This is a genomic window from Xanthobacter autotrophicus ATCC 700552, assembly GCF_043194565.1.
Taxonomy (GTDB): domain Bacteria; phylum Pseudomonadota; class Alphaproteobacteria; order Rhizobiales; family Xanthobacteraceae; genus Xanthobacter; species Xanthobacter autotrophicus_F.
On the sequence record NZ_JBAFVS010000002.1, the window covers coordinates 269,426 to 285,840 of the forward strand.

General features: G+C 64.6%; 12 protein-coding genes. 4 read left to right on the forward strand and 8 right to left on the reverse strand.

The genetic code is table 11. The annotated features are described in order from the left end of the window. Positions 1–64: 64 nt before the first annotated feature. A complete protein-coding gene (locus V5F48_RS03175; RefSeq protein ID WP_394039990.1) occupies positions 65–1,498 on the reverse strand; it encodes a DUF1254 domain-containing protein in 1,434 nt (477 codons plus the stop codon). 128 nt (positions 1,499–1,626) lie between these two features. Between V5F48_RS03175 and V5F48_RS03180 the strand changes: the two genes are divergently transcribed. The 4 genes from V5F48_RS03180 to V5F48_RS03195 all read left to right on the forward strand — a co-directional run bounded on the left by V5F48_RS03180 (position 1,627) and on the right by V5F48_RS03195 (position 6,763). Continuing rightward, positions 1,627–2,445: an AraC family transcriptional regulator ligand-binding domain-containing protein gene (locus V5F48_RS03180; RefSeq protein ID WP_394039992.1), complete on the forward strand. Its 819-nt coding sequence runs from the start codon at positions 1,627–1,629 to the stop codon at positions 2,443–2,445. Positions 2,446–2,588: 143 nt separating this feature from the next. After that, positions 2,589–5,429, forward strand: coding sequence for a hypothetical protein (locus V5F48_RS03185; protein ID WP_394039994.1), 2,841 nt, complete (start codon positions 2,589–2,591; stop codon positions 5,427–5,429). 32 nt (positions 5,430–5,461) lie between these two features. Further along, positions 5,462–5,668, forward strand: coding sequence for a hypothetical protein (locus tag V5F48_RS03190; protein ID WP_394039996.1), 207 nt, complete (start codon positions 5,462–5,464; stop codon positions 5,666–5,668). 393 nt (positions 5,669–6,061) lie between these two features. After that, a complete protein-coding gene (locus tag V5F48_RS03195) occupies positions 6,062–6,763 on the forward strand; it encodes a GntR family transcriptional regulator (protein ID WP_394039998.1) in 702 nt (233 codons plus the stop codon). 162 nt (positions 6,764–6,925) lie between these two features. Here V5F48_RS03195 and V5F48_RS03200 read toward each other — a convergent pair whose 3' ends face one another. From V5F48_RS03200 to V5F48_RS03230, 7 genes are all read right to left on the reverse strand, one after another. Further along, positions 6,926–8,371 carry an aldehyde dehydrogenase gene (locus V5F48_RS03200; protein WP_394040000.1) on the reverse strand — a complete coding sequence of 482 codons (1,446 nt, stop codon included), beginning with the start codon at positions 8,369–8,371 and terminating at the stop codon, positions 6,926–6,928. A gap of 19 nt (positions 8,372–8,390) precedes the next feature. Further along, positions 8,391–9,248: a fumarylacetoacetate hydrolase family protein gene (locus V5F48_RS03205; protein ID WP_394040002.1), complete on the reverse strand. Its 858-nt coding sequence runs from the start codon at positions 9,246–9,248 to the stop codon at positions 8,391–8,393. Further along, positions 9,245–10,177: an acetoacetate decarboxylase family protein gene (locus V5F48_RS03210; RefSeq protein WP_394040004.1), complete on the reverse strand. Its 933-nt coding sequence runs from the start codon at positions 10,175–10,177 to the stop codon at positions 9,245–9,247. Before V5F48_RS03210 ends, V5F48_RS03205 begins: the two co-directional genes overlap by 4 nt. A 75-nt stretch (positions 10,178–10,252) precedes the next feature. Beyond that, positions 10,253–11,791 carry a bifunctional 3-(3-hydroxy-phenyl)propionate/3-hydroxycinnamic acid hydroxylase MhpA gene (gene mhpA, locus V5F48_RS03215; protein ID WP_394040006.1) on the reverse strand — a complete coding sequence of 513 codons (1,539 nt, stop codon included), beginning with the start codon at positions 11,789–11,791 and terminating at the stop codon, positions 10,253–10,255. Positions 11,792–11,853: 62 nt separating this feature from the next. Then, positions 11,854–12,744 (reverse strand): VOC family protein, encoded by an 891-nt coding sequence (locus V5F48_RS03220; RefSeq protein ID WP_394040008.1) that lies wholly within the window; start codon positions 12,742–12,744, stop codon positions 11,854–11,856. A gap of 109 nt (positions 12,745–12,853) precedes the next feature. Continuing rightward, positions 12,854–14,239 (reverse strand): carbohydrate porin, encoded by a 1,386-nt coding sequence (locus V5F48_RS03225; protein WP_394040010.1) that lies wholly within the window; start codon positions 14,237–14,239, stop codon positions 12,854–12,856. A gap of 287 nt (positions 14,240–14,526) precedes the next feature. After that, entirely contained in the window at positions 14,527–15,717 is a 1,191-nt protein-coding gene (locus V5F48_RS03230) for an MFS transporter (RefSeq protein ID WP_394040012.1), read from the reverse strand. Positions 15,718–16,415 lie beyond the last annotated feature (698 nt).

Consider the following 16,415-nt stretch of genomic DNA (forward strand, 5'->3'; position numbering starts at 1 on the left):
GCCGTGCCGCGCATCGAGGCCTCGCCGCCCCCTGAGACCAAGAGCATGACGTGGGGATTTGAGATCACGAAACGTAGGTGACCGGCGGGATCTTCCAGCTTCCGTCGAGTATCGACGGCTTCTTGGGGTTCGGCCAATACATGCGCAGCATGAGGATGAACACGCCGGCCGGTGCCGGAAGCCAGTTCGATTCCTTATCCGGTCCCGGCGAATCGTGCTGGATGTAAAGGTCGATGGAGCCGTCCGCGTTCGTCTTCAAATTCTGACGTTGGCTGATCGAGTAGCGGTTGATCGGGTTGGCGACGAAGAAATAGTTTTCGTCATACATGGTCAGCGACCAAAACCCCTTCACCGGCGGAAGCTGGCCCTTGGAAAAGTGCATCACATACTTGTGGGAGCCGTCGTACTTGCGGGCCAGAAGGCCACTGCCCGACTTCAGCGAGGTGGGATAGACTGCATCTTCCGGCCGGTTGGCGCCGAGGCCGACGGCCGCGATCAGCGCGCGCTGGATATAGTTCGTGCCGTACAGGCCGGTCGCGGCGGTAAAGCGCCAGCCGTTGACGTTCTTGATCTCCGGCCCGGTGACGAAATGCAGCATGATGCGGTCGAAGCTGAATTTCGGCACCCGGTTGAGGATCCCCGGGTCGGCGGCCTTGGGGTCGAAATCCTTGCCGGGAACCACGCCGATCTGCGCCAGATGGGGCAGGATGGGCGCGTCTGCGGCGGCGGGCGGATTGGTCTTGAGCAGTTCCGCCAGCAGCGTGAAATACTCCACGCCGCTCAGCGCGTTGACCTGATCGCGCACCGCGGTCTTCATGTCGATGGCAGGGCTCACCGTCCCCGCGGGGGGCGTATAGTCCTTCCCCCAGGAGCTGAGCGGATAGACTTGGCAGGCATCCTGAAGGGCATGCACCGCTGCGTAATCCTCCGGCGTGCCGGTGCAATAGATTCGGCCCAGCAGCCAGACCAGGGCCGTCGGCGACTTGTATTCAACCACGCCGGCCGGCAACTTGCCCTTCCAGCCAGGCCCCGTAATCGCGTAGGTCTGCGGGCCGGTGCCGGTGGTGCGCGATCCGGGAACCTGGAACACATCGGTCCAGCCGTCGAGCATGGGGAACAGGAAATAACGTCCCTTCATGTCGGGCAGGCTGAGGATCCACGGCTCCTTGCCCACGTCGATCCACGCCGTGGTATAGAGGGTGTCGGCGTTGGGAGCCGTCACGTCGCGGAAGCTCGCGTCGGGATAGGAGCGCATGCGCACGAACTGCCCCATGGGCGCGCGGCTGGCTTCCGAGGTGGCGACATTGGTCATCACCCGCCGGGTGATCTCCATGGTCACCAGCGAGTAGCCGTAGATATAGGCTTCCGAAGCGGCACGCAGATCCTCGACGCCAGCCGCCAGTTCGTGGACGAGGCCCTCAGCGGCCGCTGACGCGAGTGCAGGACTGGCCCCGAGAATTCCAAGCCCCAGCGAGACCGCACGACGTGAAACCTTCATCGCATTCCCCCCGATCGCCGACGTTTTGATGCTTGGGCAAGTGACCCTTCGTGCGGCGCGCGCGGATGTTATAGAAGCCGGAAGGGATTTGTTTATCTTCTCACGACAAGGCACGGGTGGGGATACAAATGAATCGCGCGCCGTTGCAGCGGGTGGCCGGGCTCTCGGGAGTGCCGGTCCTGTTGCGCGAACTCGGTGCCGATCCCGACGAGGCCTGCGCGGGGCTTTCCTTCCGGCCCGAAGACCTCTTGCCCGACGCCGTCATTCCCTTTGGAGAGGCACTTCAACTCCTCGCAAATTGCCAGCGCGTGAGCGGCCAGGAGCATTTCGGGCTGATGCTGGGCGCACGGTACGATCATCTGTCTCTCGGTCCGATCGGCCCGCTGATGCAGGCCAGCCCAACCCTGGGTGAAGCCATCCGCAGCTATACCCAGGTCCAGATCGGGCTTTCCCGCGGCGCGACCGTCTATTCGTATCCGGTCGGGGAGGATGTCATCCTCGGATACGGCATCTACGCCCGCCATCAACCCGGAACCCGGCAAGCCTACGACTTCGCCATGGCCGTTGGACTCAACATAATCCGCTCGTTGACGGGGAATAAGGCAAACATTGCGGAGGTCCTGATCTGCCACCGCCCCCCAAACGATGCGATTTTATTTGAGACCATTTTGAAGGCGAAGGTTCGGTTCAACCAATACCAATCCTGCGTGGTTTTTGCGCGTGCCGACCTGAAGCTGGCCAACCCGCACGCGGACAAAGGGCGCTACGACGTTTTGTCGGCACAGCTCGCTGCCATGATGCGTATCGACGCTGCCGATCCGGCCGCGATGCTGCTCCATCGAATAAACTTAAGGAAAGAGCACGCGCCGATCGGATTGCGATGCAATCCGATCGGCGCGTGCTCTTGCGGACCGATAAGGCTAAATCCTACCGCCGCAGAGAACTGAGCCCGACATAATCACGTGCAACGCCAGTCGGTCAGAACCGTTTTCCCAAAGCGGAGCCTTCACAATTTGCGCCGATCGTGGGAAGCATTTGGATCGAAAGTCGTTTTGCCTTTCGGCCCGTGGCGCTTCCTCTGGAGACTATAATGATCGGCGAAATGGCGAGCTTCGGCGTGCGGCGAGGCGGCCACCGCCGTTATCTTTTGGCATTTTGCGCGATCATCGCGGTTTCCGCTGCACAGTGCCTGCCTTCCAGGGCCCAGGTGCCGGATCGCGCGAGCGTTGGCGACTTTGACGCCAGCAAGCTCCCTCGGGTTCCCGGTGCCAAGGACGTTTTCGCCAGCCCATTTACGACGATCTTCGTCTCACCCCAGGCGATCGGCCCGACGGCTGACGCGGTTGAAAAGGCGCTCACCGCCCTCGGCTGGCAAAAATATGCCGCGCCAAACGCGGCCTCTGCTGAAAACCCGACGATGAAGACCATGACCTTAAAGAAGGGATCGCAGGCCCTTAACGTCTTCATCACGGTCGCGCCAGCCCAGAACAACGCCATCAGCGTGCAATATTCCGCTGTGCCACTGAAAGTGGACCTGCCTTTCACGGCGGATGCCGCCAATATCGAATATTCGCCGGACAGGCCATCGTTGAGCCTGATAAGCGGCGAGCCGGTCGAAAGGCTCGTCGACTTCTACCGCCGGGAACTCGCCGGCCGCGGCTGGTTCCTGTGGTCGGCAAAGTCCAATGGCAAGCAGGCGGCGGGAGGCCCTGCGGGAACGCTCCATGACGGCGGTGGCTACGCCTATTTCGTCAACGACCAGGACCCGAAGGCGACCTTGGCGCTCGTGCTGCAAAAAACAGACGCCGGAAAGGTCAAGGTCGAGATCAAGCCTCAGCCGATCAGCATTCTCGCGAACGCCCGCCAAGTCTATCTCAGCCGCGACAATGTCGCGCCTCTGGTCGCCGTCTCCGATCTGCCACGCCTCCCCGGCGCGCTTGACACCGGAAAATCAACCGCCGAGCGCGTGTCTTACTCAGTTCCCGGGAATGTTCCTGCCACGACCACCGCGATCAAGGCATTGCTGGCCGCCCAGGGTTGGCGCTTCTACGTGGCTCCGCTGGATGACCGGCATTCGACCTGGCTGACATTCATCAAGGGGCAGCAGGGCCTTTCGGTTCGTTTCACCATCACACCCGGCAGGAACGAGGACACCACGGACCAGACCACGGTCGAGTATGTGGCCGATCGGTTGCAATTCGCTCCGCCGGTTACGGACGACGCCCTCGACGTGGTGTTCGACGAGCATCGGCCTTATCTCAGCCTGACCTCGGGCGGCACGCCGCAGAGCCTGCGTGAATTCTATGCCCGCAAGCTCGCCGAAAGCGATTGGGAGTTGCTCCCGGATGCGGACATCGCGGCGAAATGGCCGAATGCGAAGCTCGATCCAAAACCCGCGAATGGCGACATCGCCTATTTCACGCGCGGCAATACCCGGCCGCTCGTGCTCGTGTTGCGGGCAAGCGACCACGGCAGGACGTTGGTGGAGCTGAAAACACCCTTCTTCGCCGAACTGCAATCGGTCGAGGCCGATGGCGACATCTTCGGCCTGCCGGTCCCCAAGCCGCGTAGGAATGCGGGTGGCACGAATGGCGGGACTGGGAGAGAGATCCACGTCCAGGTCCAGGCGAGCCTCGACGCGGTGCTGTCGTTCTACAGGGGCGCGCTTTCGGCGCGCGGGTGGAACGAGGATGCGCCGCGCAGTACGATCGATCCGGACGAGGCGGTGGTGCATTTCACCTTTCCCGAAGGCACGGCGACTCTGAAGCTCGCTCGCCAGTACGGGCTGACGACCGTCAACCTCATTGAGAAAATCACCAAGCCCAAGACCAATAGCGTGACGGGCGGCGGCTCGGTCAATGACATGCTGCAGCAGGCCCAGCAGATGATGCGCGCGGCCGAATCGATGCCCGGCGGTGCCGCGATGCCGCAGGCCCCCGCGCGCGGGGCCGGCGATGCCGTCGAACCGCTGCGGCCGCTCGCCGGCGGCAGCGCGCCTATCCCGCTCCCGGAGACGGCGCAGGACGTCGATTTCGTCGGCGAGGACGGAACGCTCCAATTCACGAGCGCGTCCAACGTCAAGTCGATCGCTGAGTTTTTCCGGTCGGCCCTGAAGCAGTCCGGATGGCGCGCGAAGCCGAGCGTGATCAACAACGCGAATATGGCGGAGCTCCAATTCGCCAAGGGGAACAAGGATATCTCCATCACGGTCATGAAGATGGGCTCCAGCACCAATGTGAATGCGCGCGGCTCGGGCCTGCAGATTGCGGGCACAAAGCCCGATGAGCCCACCCAAAAGAACGAGAGCCGTACGGGTGGTGCGCCAGCGCCGTCGGCCGACGATCTCATCGTCGAGGAGAGCGCGGGGCTGCCGGTTCCCAAGCGCCACACCATGTCGGAAGGGTCCCAGACACCGTTCCGGCGCGAGCTCAACGCCAATGTGCCGCTCGACCTCGCCGTGGTCCTGGATTTCTACCGTCGCGAGCTTGGCAATCGAAACTGGAAGGAAGAGGCCAAGGGCCAGGTGGTCGCGGCCGACCGTGCGACGGTCCGCTTCACGTCCCCCGAAGGCCCCGCCGTGTTGAAGCTCGGTCGAAAGGGCAATGAAACAACGGTCAACCTTAGCCTGAAAAATCCGGAGGCGGCCCGGAAAGCGGGCATTTTGCCGGAAGCCGGAAAGGCCCGCGTGATGTTCGGCAATATCATGCCAGACGAATCGTCACTCACCTTCAATAATCGGGTGATCAAGGTCGCAGGTAACGCTGGAACCAAGGCGCCTGACGGGCCAACCTTGGACCTCGCCCCCGGAAAGTACAAATATTCCATCAGAACAGGCGGAAGGGTTCAGGCCGACGACGTGGAGGTACGCTCCGACGAAACCTGGGGACTGATGATTGGCCCCGGGGGGGTGCTGGCGCTGCAGGCCTATTGATGCTGGTGGGGCCGGCGACGGTGTCTGGGTTCATGGATGCGCTGCGGACCGGCGGCGGTTGGGACATCGACCGGCGATTGATCGCACGGCCCTTTCCCCAGCCTCGTCCCGGAAGGACGGCAGACCGCGATCAGTGGCATGCGCTCCGAACAGAGCTGGCCCACCATGCAGGTATCGTCGTTTTCCTCGGAAGTCTGAAGTCGGAAGCAGGCCTGCGATGGCGGTGCTCCCTCAGCTGAAAGCTGGCTACAAAAGCCATCAGTTCATGCTGCTGCTTTCAAGCCCTCTTCGGGTAGGACCGACCGGACATCCACCTCCACTTCCAACGCCGTTTGACGGGACATGCGCGTGACGGGACATGCGCGTGACGGGACGTGCGCACGACGGGACATGCGCGGGGCCGAGCGCAACAGGCGCCAAGGGGTAGATTCGTCGCTTCCCATAAAGAAGGCCTTCCCCCGTCTGGCTCCCGTCTGGCTCCCGCGCTCCCGCGCTCCCGCGCTCCCGCGTTCCCGCGCCCCCGAAGCAGCGCCGGAGACTGTCCCGCCCCGGTCTCGAAGGTCCAGTTAAATATATTTTATTGGTAATTCACGATTTTTATGCTAGCCAAATGTTTGATTTGGGGGAGAGGAATGTCGAGCAAGAGCCGGACCGCTGAAACCTACGAGCGCATCAAGAAGGACATTCTCGATGGGTGCTATCTGCCCAATGAGCGGCTCGCGATCGATCGCCTGAGCGAAGGTGGCGAGGTCAGTCCCGGCGCTGTGCGGGAAGCACTGTCGCGCCTGACGTCGGACGGGCTCGTGGTGGCGGAGGCGCAGAGGGGCTTCTTCGCTGCGCCGGTTTCCGCCGCCGACCTGCGCGACCTGACCGAGGTGCGGGTGGAGGTCGAGATCCGGTGCCTGGCGAGCGCCATCGAGCACCGCACCCTGCGCTGGGAAGCGGACCTGCTTGCGGCCCACCACCAATTGACAAAGACCCCCAAGAGTATCGGCACCGGTCGCGCCAGGCGGATGAACGACGCATGGTCCGACCTTCACGCCCAGTTCCATACGGCGCTTGTCGCCACCTGCTCGAACACATGGTGGCTCAAGCTGCGCGGCCAGCTTTTCCTCCAGGCCGAACGCTATCGGCGGCTGCTCGCCGGCAACGAGAAGGTGGGAGAGCGCGACGTGGATTTCGAGCATGACCGCATCATGCAGGCCGCGCTCGCCCACGACACGGCGATCGCCTGCCGGCTGCTGGCCGAGCACCTGCAGAAGACGGCCACCGCATTGCTCGCCAGACGCCCCCCCGAAGGCACCGGCCTGCAATGGGAGCCTCCGGAGGATTGATACGGGGGCGATTGCGCCGGCCCGCCATGCCACGGTCCACGGCCCGCATCGGCAGGGAACCCGGCGCCCCCGCCCGGTTTCCCTGCCGGCCCGCCAGCCGTGGGTGCCTGCCTCTCTCTCGGAGCCCCGAATGGCGAGAGGGACAGGCCACCGTTCCGAAGATCAGAACGGGTACGACTGCTGCGGATCCTCGATGGTGATCCAGCGCAGATCGGTGAATTCAGGGATGGCCGCGCGTCCGCCGAAGCGTCCGTAGCCGCTGCCCTTCACCCCGCCGAACGGCATCTGGGGCTCGTCGTGTACGGTGGGACCGTTGATGTGGCAGATGCCGCTGTCGATGCGCTCCGCCACCCGCATGGCCCGCCGCAGATCGCCGCTGAACACGGCGGCAGAGAGGCCATAGTCGCTGTCATTGGCCACCCGGACCGCCTCGTCTTCGTCCGCCACGCGGATCACGGGCTTCACGGGGCCGAAGGATTCCTCCCCATAGAGGCGCATCCCGGGTCGGACATGATCCAGGACGGTCGCCTCCACGACAGCGCCGCTTCGCCCGCCGCCGGCCACCAGCACCGCGCCCTTCGCCACGGCATCGGCGATCAGCGCTTCCATCCGCTCGGCCGCCTCCGGGCTGACCAGCGCCCCGAGCACCACATGGCCGCGCGGATCGCCGGCAGGCAGGCTGCGGGCCTTTGCCGCGAGCTTCTCGACGAACGCATCGGCGACGGCCTCGTGAACGACCAGCCGCTCCGTGGACATGCAGATCTGGCCCTGGTTCACGAAGGCCCCGAACGCCGCCGCCCGCACCGCCGCGTCGATATCGGCATCGTCCAGCACCACCAGCGGCGCCTTGCCGCCCAGTTCCAGGAGGGCAGGCTTGAGCTGGCTCGCGCACAGCTCTGCAATGCGCCGCCCGACGCCGGTGGAGCCGGTGAAGTTCACCCGCCGCACCGCCGGGGCGGCTATCAGGGCCTCCACCACGGCGGCCGCGTCCTTCGGGGCATTGGAGATCACGTTCACCACGCCCGCCGGGAAGCCCGCATCGCGGAAGACGCTGCCGATAAGGCCATGCGTGCCGGGGCACGCCTCGGAGGCTTTGAGAATGACAGTATTGCCGCAGGCCAGCGGCATGGCGATGGCCCGCACGCCGAGGATGATGGCGGCATTCCACGGCGCGATCCCCAGGCACACCCCGGCGGGGCGACGCAGGGCGAGGCTCAGAGTGCCCGGCTTGTCGGAGGGAATGACCTCCCCGGTCGCCTCGGTGGTGAGCGAAGCGACCTCGCGCAGGATGCCGGCGGCCGTATGCACGTTGAAGCTGACCCACGGCGCCGTGCAGCCGGTCTCGGCCATGCAGACCGCGCGGAATTCCGCCTCCTTCGCCTCCAGGAGGTCGGCGGCGCGCAGCAGCAGGCCCCGGCGTCTGCCGGGACCTGTTTTGCTCCAGTCCGCGAACGCGGCTGCCGCGGCGGCAACCGCCGCAAGCGCGTCCTCCACGCCGGCGGCGGCAGCGCTGGAGGCGACCGCACCGGTCACCGGATCGATGCGGTCGAATGTTGCACCGCTCGCGGCGTCCCGCAGGTCACCGCCTATGAACAATTGCGTCTTCATGGGGCTTCAGCCTCCGGCGTCAGGTGGAGGTCTCCGGAACGAATGTATTCTCGATCGCGCCGAGGCTGGTTACTTCCACGCGCACCACGTCGCCGGGCCGCATGAAGGTGTCGGTGGCGATGCCCACATTGGCCGGGGTGCCGGTAAGGATGATGTCGCCCGGCTCGAGCGTCATAACAGTGGAGAGGTACGCGACCTGCTCGTAGATGTCGTAGATCATGTCGCCGGTGGAGGTGCGCTGGCGCTCCTCGCCGTTCAGCGACAGGGTGAGTGTCAGGTCGTGCGGGTCCGGCACTTCGTCCGCCGTGGTGATCCATGGCCCGATGGGTCCATGGGTGTCGAAGGACTTGCCCAGCGTGAAGGTCGGGGAGCGGAACTGCCAGTCGCGGGCGGACACGTCGTTTCCGACGAAATAGCCCGCGATCACGCCGGGCGCATCCTGCCGGGAGACGTGACGGCAGCGGGTGCCGATGACGACGCCCATCTCCGCCTCGTAATCCACCTTGTCCGAAGCGCGTGGCAGCACCACCGGGCTGAACGGGCCGGTGATGCAACTCACCTGCTTGTTGAACCAGAGCTGGGTCTTGGGCACCGGAATGCCGCCACGCTCGGCCTCTTCCGCATGGGCCTTGTAGTTCATGCCGATGGCAAGAAACTTCTGCGGGTCGTCGATGGGCGCTTCAAGCACCACATGGGCCAGCGCGTGGACGGGCGCAGCGGCGGCTTCCAGCGCGGCACGCAGGCGCGGCAGCGCGGCGATGAGCAGGCGCATGGAAGCCCCACAGCCCTCGGCCGCAGCGGTGAGGTCGACGACCGTGTCGCCCGCAACCTTGCCGAGCCGGGTCCGGCCATCGACGGTGAAACGAACCAACTTCATGAGCGGGCACTCCGGGCAAGGGTCAAGGCGGGATCGGCGACGGGCGGTTCCACTGCGCGCATGGTGTCCATGGCGACGGCGATGCCGGGCCCCGAAAAGGCGACCATCTCGACCTTGGTGATCTCGATCACCTCAAGATCGGCGAGCGTGTTCACAATGTGCGCCTGCAGGGGCAACTGCTCGAAGGTGGCGCGATGCCAGCGGAAGCTGCCCTTGGCCGACCAGCGCTTGAAGTCGAAGCCCTCGAACTTGATGTTGTCCGGCTTGCCGCCCGCAGCCTTCGGCGGTGCCGGCGTGGTCACATACGCGATGTCCGCGCCTTCGCTGCCGCCGATGCTGGTCCGTGGAACGTACTTGTAATACATGGCCGCGCCGCCGCCGACGCCGGGCAGGCTCGGAGCCGCTTCCACTTCGGTGAGGTCAGTCAGCGTGATGTCGAAGAAGGTGAAGCCGAGCCAGGAGGCGGAGCAGGATGCGGTCTTGCCATCCTGTCCATAGCTGATCTCGGCGATGTCGGCATAGATCTTGGAGAAGCCGAGCTCATCGCGCCCGGTCTGCACCGCGTCGGGGCTGCCTTCCCAGATCACCGCGCAGAATGAGCCATCGAGCGTTTCGTCGCGGCCATGATAGGTGACGGGGATATCGACGGTGAGGATCCCATAGCCGCGCCCCGCAAGCCAGTAGAGGTTCTTGAACCAGGCACACGAGACGCAGGCCACGGGCTCGCCGCGCAGCTCGAAGCCGGGGGGCAGCAGGGCTTCGAGCTTTTCGCGGGAGGTCCGGTAGGTGATGGCCATCCATTCGGAATTCATCCGGCCGGTTTCCTCCGGCAACCACATGCCGCCGCCGGGCTTCTGGCGCGGTCCCGGCGCGGGACCGAACACGACGGGCATCCGATAGCGGAAGCCGCTCTGCATCTTGAATGTCATGGGCTTGTCCTTCAGGGGAGCGGGGCGGACGGATTGGCGATGCATCCGTCCGCGGGAATTGTTGTGGAGCAGACTCTAGGCCGCCCTTTCGCTGGCGGATGGCGCGCAGAGCCTGCCTTCGAGGCGCCCCAGGAGGTCGGGAATGTCCTGCGGCGACGGCGCGGACCCGAAGACGTAGAAATCCGGCCTTATCAGCACGGCGGCTGCGCCGAGCCGGTCCAGAAGCGCGGAGAGACGGCCGCCGGCATCGCGCACATCCGCGCCGTTCAGGATCACCGTGGCGATGCCGAGACGATGGAGCCGGGGATCGTCCACCGGGGTGCGGGAGAGCAGCACAAACCCGCCTGCCGCCGCCGTGTCGAGCCGCACGCGCGCGGCGTCCTGCAGCAGATCGTCGTGTGGTGACAACTCGCCGGCGCCGGGCGCTTGCGGCGCCGCATCGATGACCCCGGAGACGAGAGGCGGAAACGGGTGCGGCGGCGGAACCTGCCCGGCGAAGAAGGCTTCGTCCCGCTGCCGCGCCGCGTCCGGATCGGGAATGCAGACGACCTTGCCGAGGCCCACCGATATGCGGATGACGGCTTCGACGTGCGGCGCGCGTTCCGCCTCGTAGCTGTCCAGCAGATCCTCGGGCGAGGCGCCGCGCAGCACACGGTCGAGCTTCCAGCCGAGATTCCAGGAATCCCTCAGGCCCGCGCACATGCCCTGCCCCATGAAGGGGGGCATGCGGTGGGCCGCGTCGCCGGCGACCAGCAGGCGCCCTTTGCGCCAGCCGTCCACGACAAGGGAGCGGAAGCGGTAGGTGGCCTTGCGGATGAGGGTGGAATTCTCCGGCGTGACCCATTGGGCAAGTAGCGCCCAGACGCTCTCGTCGCGGGCGAAGTCCTCCGGCGTCTCGCCGGGCAACAGCATGAACTCCCAGCGCCGGTTGGTGCGCCCGCCGCTGATGATGGTGGTCGGCCGCGCCGGGTTGCACCATTGCGCCGCGAGCGGCAGGGCGAGGGTGTCGATGTCGTGCGGGAGGACGTCGACCACCAGCCAGGATTCGTCAAAGCCAAGATCCCGCACGGCGGCGCCCATGGTCTCGCGCACCAGGCTGTTGGCGCCGTCGCACCCGACCACGTAGCGCGCCGAGAGCGTAAGCGCGGGGGCCGGCTTTGCCTCTGCCGCTTCGTCGAACGGCGCGAGGTCCACCTCGGCACGCTCGCCCGTGTCGCGAACTGCGAGTGCCTCGTGGCCGGTGTAGAGGGTGATGCCGGGGCGCCCGACAAGGTCCGCCTCCAGGACCCGCTCCAGATCGGGCTGGTTGAACAGAAATCCGTCAGGACCACCGGAAATGGAGTCATCCGTGTAATCGAGATCCAACAGAACCTTCCAGTCGGCATTGTACCAGACGTAATGCTCCATCGGCCGCGAGATCGCCTCGACCTGTGCGCTCACCCCCAACGCATGGAACATGCGCATGATCTCATGATCAAAGCCGACGGCGCGCGGCAGCGGATAGGCCGCAGGCCACCGCTCGACGATGGCCACGCGATGGCCGCCATCCGAGAGCTTGCGCGCAAGGACTTTTCCGGTGGGACCGAACCCAATGATGATGACGTCGTAGTTCACCTTGTCCTCCCCAACGTGTGAACCGGACGCCGGCGTGCATGGCGCCGGCATTTCCGGCGATCTCAGCCGGCGAAGGCGAGACCGGGCCTCAGGAAGGCCGGCGTGGGCGGGGTGCCCCACAGGTTGAGCCAGCGGCCGGCAAGCCCTTCGGTGATGTCCCAGGCGCGCGGCTCGTAGGTGGCGTCGTTGTCGATGCGGTCGAGTTCGATCGAGTTCTCGACCAGGCAGCCATTGGGGTCTGCGTAATAGGTGAAGATATTGCCGCCGGCCCCGTGGCGGCCGGGACCCCACACCAGTGCCCGATCCTTGCGGGCAAGGTTGTCGGCAATGCCCATCAGATCCTCCATGGCATGGAGGTCGAAGGCATAATGATGCAGGCCACTCTCGCCCGGACCCATGGCGATGGTGTGGTGATAGCCATCCGCGGCCCGGTACCAGCGAAGGCCCTCGTCCGCAGTCTTGTCGGAGAGCTTCAGGCCCAGGGTCTTCTCGCAGAACTCGCCGAACGCCAGGGTGTCGGGCGCGAAGGCATTGATATGCTCGATGCGCCGGGGGCGCGGCCCGCCGCCGTAATTGTAATGACGCCGCTGGTTGCGGGCGATGGGCGTATGGATTTCAAAGATGGCCTTGCCCGGGGCGATGATCCGCACGGCCTTTTCGTAATGGGGGCCGATCGGCCGGTCGCTCAGCACCGTCAGCCCATCCGACAGGGCCCGACGATGCACCTCGTCGACCGCTTCCGGGCTCTCGGCCTCCAGGCCGATGGCGACGATGCTCGGCGCGCCGCGCACGTAGGTCACCTCATGGTGACGCTCGTTACTGGAGAGATAGACAGCATCGCCCGCCTGCTCGGTGATGCGCAGGCCGACCACCTCCGCAAGGTCCTGCGCCGCGGCCAGGGGGTCCGGCGTGGAAACGACCACATGCCCCATCTGGCGGATCAAATACGTCAAGAGTGCCTCCCGTCTTTGGCCTTGTGTCGGCTCTAGTGAACAAAAAATATATTTTCGTCAATAACAATATTTTTAAGACCCGCACGGCGGATGCGCGGCACAGCGGACATCATCGCCTCATCGGCGGCGACAGGCCGAGCATGGTGCCGATGTCCATGAAGAGGCCAGCGTAAACGACGAAGCCATCCTGCATCCGGCTGGTCGAGTAATCGGCAAGAACCGTTGTGTTTGGGTTGATCATATAGGCCGCTCCCACCTCGAAAATCCCGAATTTCGAGACGCCGAAGCGGGCGTGGACGTCCACCTGGAAGGTGTCCTGCGGCTGCGGCTCATAATTGCCGGAAAAGAACAGGCGCGCATTGGTTTCGTACTCGGCCCGCTTTTGGCTGAGGCCGATATAATGCAGCGTCGCGCCGATGGACGTCATCGGGTTTTCGGCCCAGAAGCCGCCATATTCCATGCCGCCATAGACCTCGAGAGGATAGGACTGGCCTTCGCCGAAGGTGTAGAACGCGCCGCCATAGACGGCCACGTTCTGCGGGAAAGGAGAGCCGTCGGGCACACTCCAGACGACCTTGCGCGCCTGGGCGAACAGGCCGTTGGAGCCGCCGTCATGCTCGATGACGATCGGGTTCGGGCCGAAGGTGGGGTTGCCCCAGCCCGAATTGTACAGGGCGTCCATGTACGGGGCGGAGGCGCGATAGGCCCCCACTTCATAGCTCAACGGCAGCGAGCTCTGCATGAAGTTCTCGCGCTGGGCCACATGGAAGACGGCAGTATAGCCTTGGGAATTACCTTGCGCCCAATCCCAGCCGCTGCCGCTCTGCCAGTTGTCTGGATTATCCTCGGTAATGACGGCGCCGATGGTCGTGGTGGGCGAGATGTTATATCCGATACGACCGCCCCAGACCGAAAGCGTGTTGCCGGGGGCATTCAGCACCAATGGTCGGATCTGCGATATGCAGCCGAGGCCGCCGCAAAATTCAGACCGGAAGAATTCCGGCCACATGTTGAGCCGCCCCGCCTCAAGCTCCAGCTTTCCATCGAAGAACACGCCCAAAATGGTCAGTCGTGTCAGGTCCGTAAACGTGTCGATGACCGGAACGGTCGCAAAAAAGCTGTTCGATAAATTGAAAAGATATTCATCCCCATTGTACATGGGAACGTTCAACGTCTCCTGCCACTTGATCTTGATCGTGTCGGACAGGTTGAATGTGGTGTCAAAGATAAGGAAGCCGTAATTCCCGGCCTCCCCCTGCGTGAAGCCGAAGTTGGGAGCGTTCGAGTACAGGTTGACGAAATCCAGCCGGAGATCGACACCGGCCTTGCGCAGCGTGTCGCCCACCTCTGTCAATGCGCCCGAAGGCGGTGGGGATTGGCTCACGGCGTAAGGGTCGAAATTGACCGTCACATCCTGAGCGAGAGCCGGAACGTTCGCCGCAAGCCCGGCCCAGGCGGCCCCCAGCATCACCGCCTTGAAGGTATCGATCTGCATTTCCTTACCCCCTGATTTATTTTGATTTTCGTCGCCACACGGCGTTGGCGCGCGATAGGCGTCCGGCACCCGATCTGTGTCGGGCAACCCTGATGGAGCAGCCTTGCTGCGATGAGCGGAACCCGGACCGGCCGGAGCACCGGCTAGAGCGTTTTCCGTTCGCATTGGCTCACGGAAATCGCTCTGGAGTATTATTTTGACGCATTTTCTTCACGCGAACCGGTATCCACTTCGCTCGAAAATGCTCTAGGACCTGGCGAGCCGCCTGTGCCAGAGGCGACCGCCCCTCAGGCGTTGCCCTCGGTGACGGTCGCCCCTACGGTTCGGCGGCCCGGCAGGAGGCGCCCCGCCGCGAGCAGCAGGGCCGCGATCACCGCCGTCGAAACGACCGCAGTGGCAATACTCACGCCGCCATAACCCAGGGTCTGGGCCAGAATGCCGCCCACAAGCGGTCCGAGCGCACCGCCGCCCATGGTGATGGCCGGATTGGCCGCGACAGCCCGACCTGTCGGCTCCACACGCGACATGAGGCCGAACAGGAAGGTGTGGGAGAAGATCATCACGAACGGGATGAAGCAGGCCGAAGCCGCATAGCCGGCCCAGGTGGCGGAACCGGTGAGGCCGAACGAGAGCGCGGCCTGAAGCAGGGCGCCGGCCATGCCCACGTGGACAGGATTGAGCTTCCGCTCGAACAGCACCGCCAGCGGGGCCGACAGAAGGCTGATGAAGGCGACAGCCACGAGCACCATGTTGACCGAGGAGGCCGGCCAGCCGCTGTCGCTTCCGATGCGCTCCACGAAGCTGAAATTCATCGACTGGTTGAAGTTCAGGCCGAGAAGGCCGGCGATGAGCAGCCACACCACCGGCTTGAAGCGTGGAGCTCGGGCCGGCGCGCCCGGCTCGGCCGCAAGGACCCGCGCCGCGCCGTCGCTTGGCGGGAACAGCACGAGATTGACGGCGGCCGCAATGGCCATGACCGCTGCGAAGATCAGAAACAGGCTGCTCGGCTCGGTGCTGGCGATGACCTGCACGGTGAAGGTGACGAACATCACGCTGAAGACGCCGAAGCCGATGGTGGCATAGGCGAAGGTGCGGTGGGGATTGCGCGTACGGCCGATGGTCCCGTGCGTGGCGGACAGGGCGATGCCGACGCAAATGCCCGCACACAGGTGCAGGACGAGAAAAGCCACGAATCCTGAAGTAAACCAGAGACCTGCAAAAGCAAGGCTCGCCCCGGCAAATCCCAGCGCCGGGATCCACCGCATGGAGAGGCGATGAAAAAGCGGCGCGAGGCAGCTGCTGGCAGCGACCACGCCGATGAGGAAGGCGGTGACGAGCCCGCCCGCCTCGGCGGGCGCATATTTGTATCCAACCACCAGCGCGCCCACCCAAATGGGCAGCGAAACCATGTCGATCATGCCGGCTGCATGGCCGACGACGAGCGCGATACGCGTGGATACTGTGTCGATCTGCGTCATGTTCTTCTCCCCGACTTCAGGCGCCCTCAGGCGAGGGCGCTGAGCGGCCGCACGCCGCTCGGGCGTTTGGCGGCGACGTATGCGGACGAGCGACGGCGAGGATCGCGGCACAAGCCGGCGTCCGAGCCCCCCTCACATGCGCTGTCGGAAAGCTGTCGGCACGCCAGGGTGTGCCGGTTGGGGCAGGAAAAGCGAGGCAAGGAACCCTCCCATTGACATTTTTTGATTGCAACTTTCGTCGCACGCATGAAAATCTATGTCAACTTGAAAAATATATTATAGATCGATGGCTGGATAGATGGGGAGGGGTGGGGGGGCCGGGCGAAGAAACAGGCCGGACGCGCCGGCCGACCCTGCGCCGAGCCAAGCGTGCATCCGCTTCGAAATAAAGACAAGGACCTGAACAGAATGCGCGCCGCGCACTCAGGCTCTGGATGCGACCTGCACGTGGGGCGTGACGGCACCTGTGGGCCACCGGCGCGCGCACCTTGAGGCGGCGCCGATCCGGTTGGACCGGGCCGGCCCGGCCCCGCACTCCAAAGCTCCGATGGGGAGGGTAAGGGGCCGCCGGGCCAAGCTGGGCGTTCGTCGCCCAATCCTCCCCAAGGCCACCGCCGAAGAGCCCCGCCCAGCCATTGGCAGCAAAGACCTAGTGCGCCAAGGGGTGGTTCGCGAAAAATATATAGTCAATTTGATTG

What these genes read in the sequence shown, in the direction of transcription:
- V5F48_RS03190 (WP_394039996.1), top strand. Translation starts at nt 5,462, where the DNA reads ATGGATGCGCTGCGGACCGGCGGCGGTTGGGACATCGACCGGCGATTG.
- V5F48_RS03225 (WP_394040010.1), bottom strand. Translation starts at nt 14,239, where the DNA reads ATGCAGATCGATACCTTCAAGGCGGTGATGCTGGGGGCCGCCTGGGCC.
- V5F48_RS03195 (WP_394039998.1), top strand. Translation starts at nt 6,062, where the DNA reads ATGTCGAGCAAGAGCCGGACCGCTGAAACCTACGAGCGCATCAAGAAG.
- V5F48_RS03185 (WP_394039994.1), top strand. Translation starts at nt 2,589, where the DNA reads ATGATCGGCGAAATGGCGAGCTTCGGCGTGCGGCGAGGCGGCCACCGC.
- V5F48_RS03210 (WP_394040004.1), bottom strand. Translation starts at nt 10,177, where the DNA reads ATGACATTCAAGATGCAGAGCGGCTTCCGCTATCGGATGCCCGTCGTG.
- V5F48_RS03175 (WP_394039990.1), bottom strand. Translation starts at nt 1,498, where the DNA reads ATGAAGGTTTCACGTCGTGCGGTCTCGCTGGGGCTTGGAATTCTCGGG.
- V5F48_RS03205 (WP_394040002.1), bottom strand. Translation starts at nt 9,248, where the DNA reads ATGAAGTTGGTTCGTTTCACCGTCGATGGCCGGACCCGGCTCGGCAAG.
- V5F48_RS03180 (WP_394039992.1), top strand. Translation starts at nt 1,627, where the DNA reads ATGAATCGCGCGCCGTTGCAGCGGGTGGCCGGGCTCTCGGGAGTGCCG.
- V5F48_RS03230 (WP_394040012.1), bottom strand. Translation starts at nt 15,717, where the DNA reads ATGACGCAGATCGACACAGTATCCACGCGTATCGCGCTCGTCGTCGGC.
- V5F48_RS03200 (WP_394040000.1), bottom strand. Translation starts at nt 8,371, where the DNA reads ATGAAGACGCAATTGTTCATAGGCGGTGACCTGCGGGACGCCGCGAGC.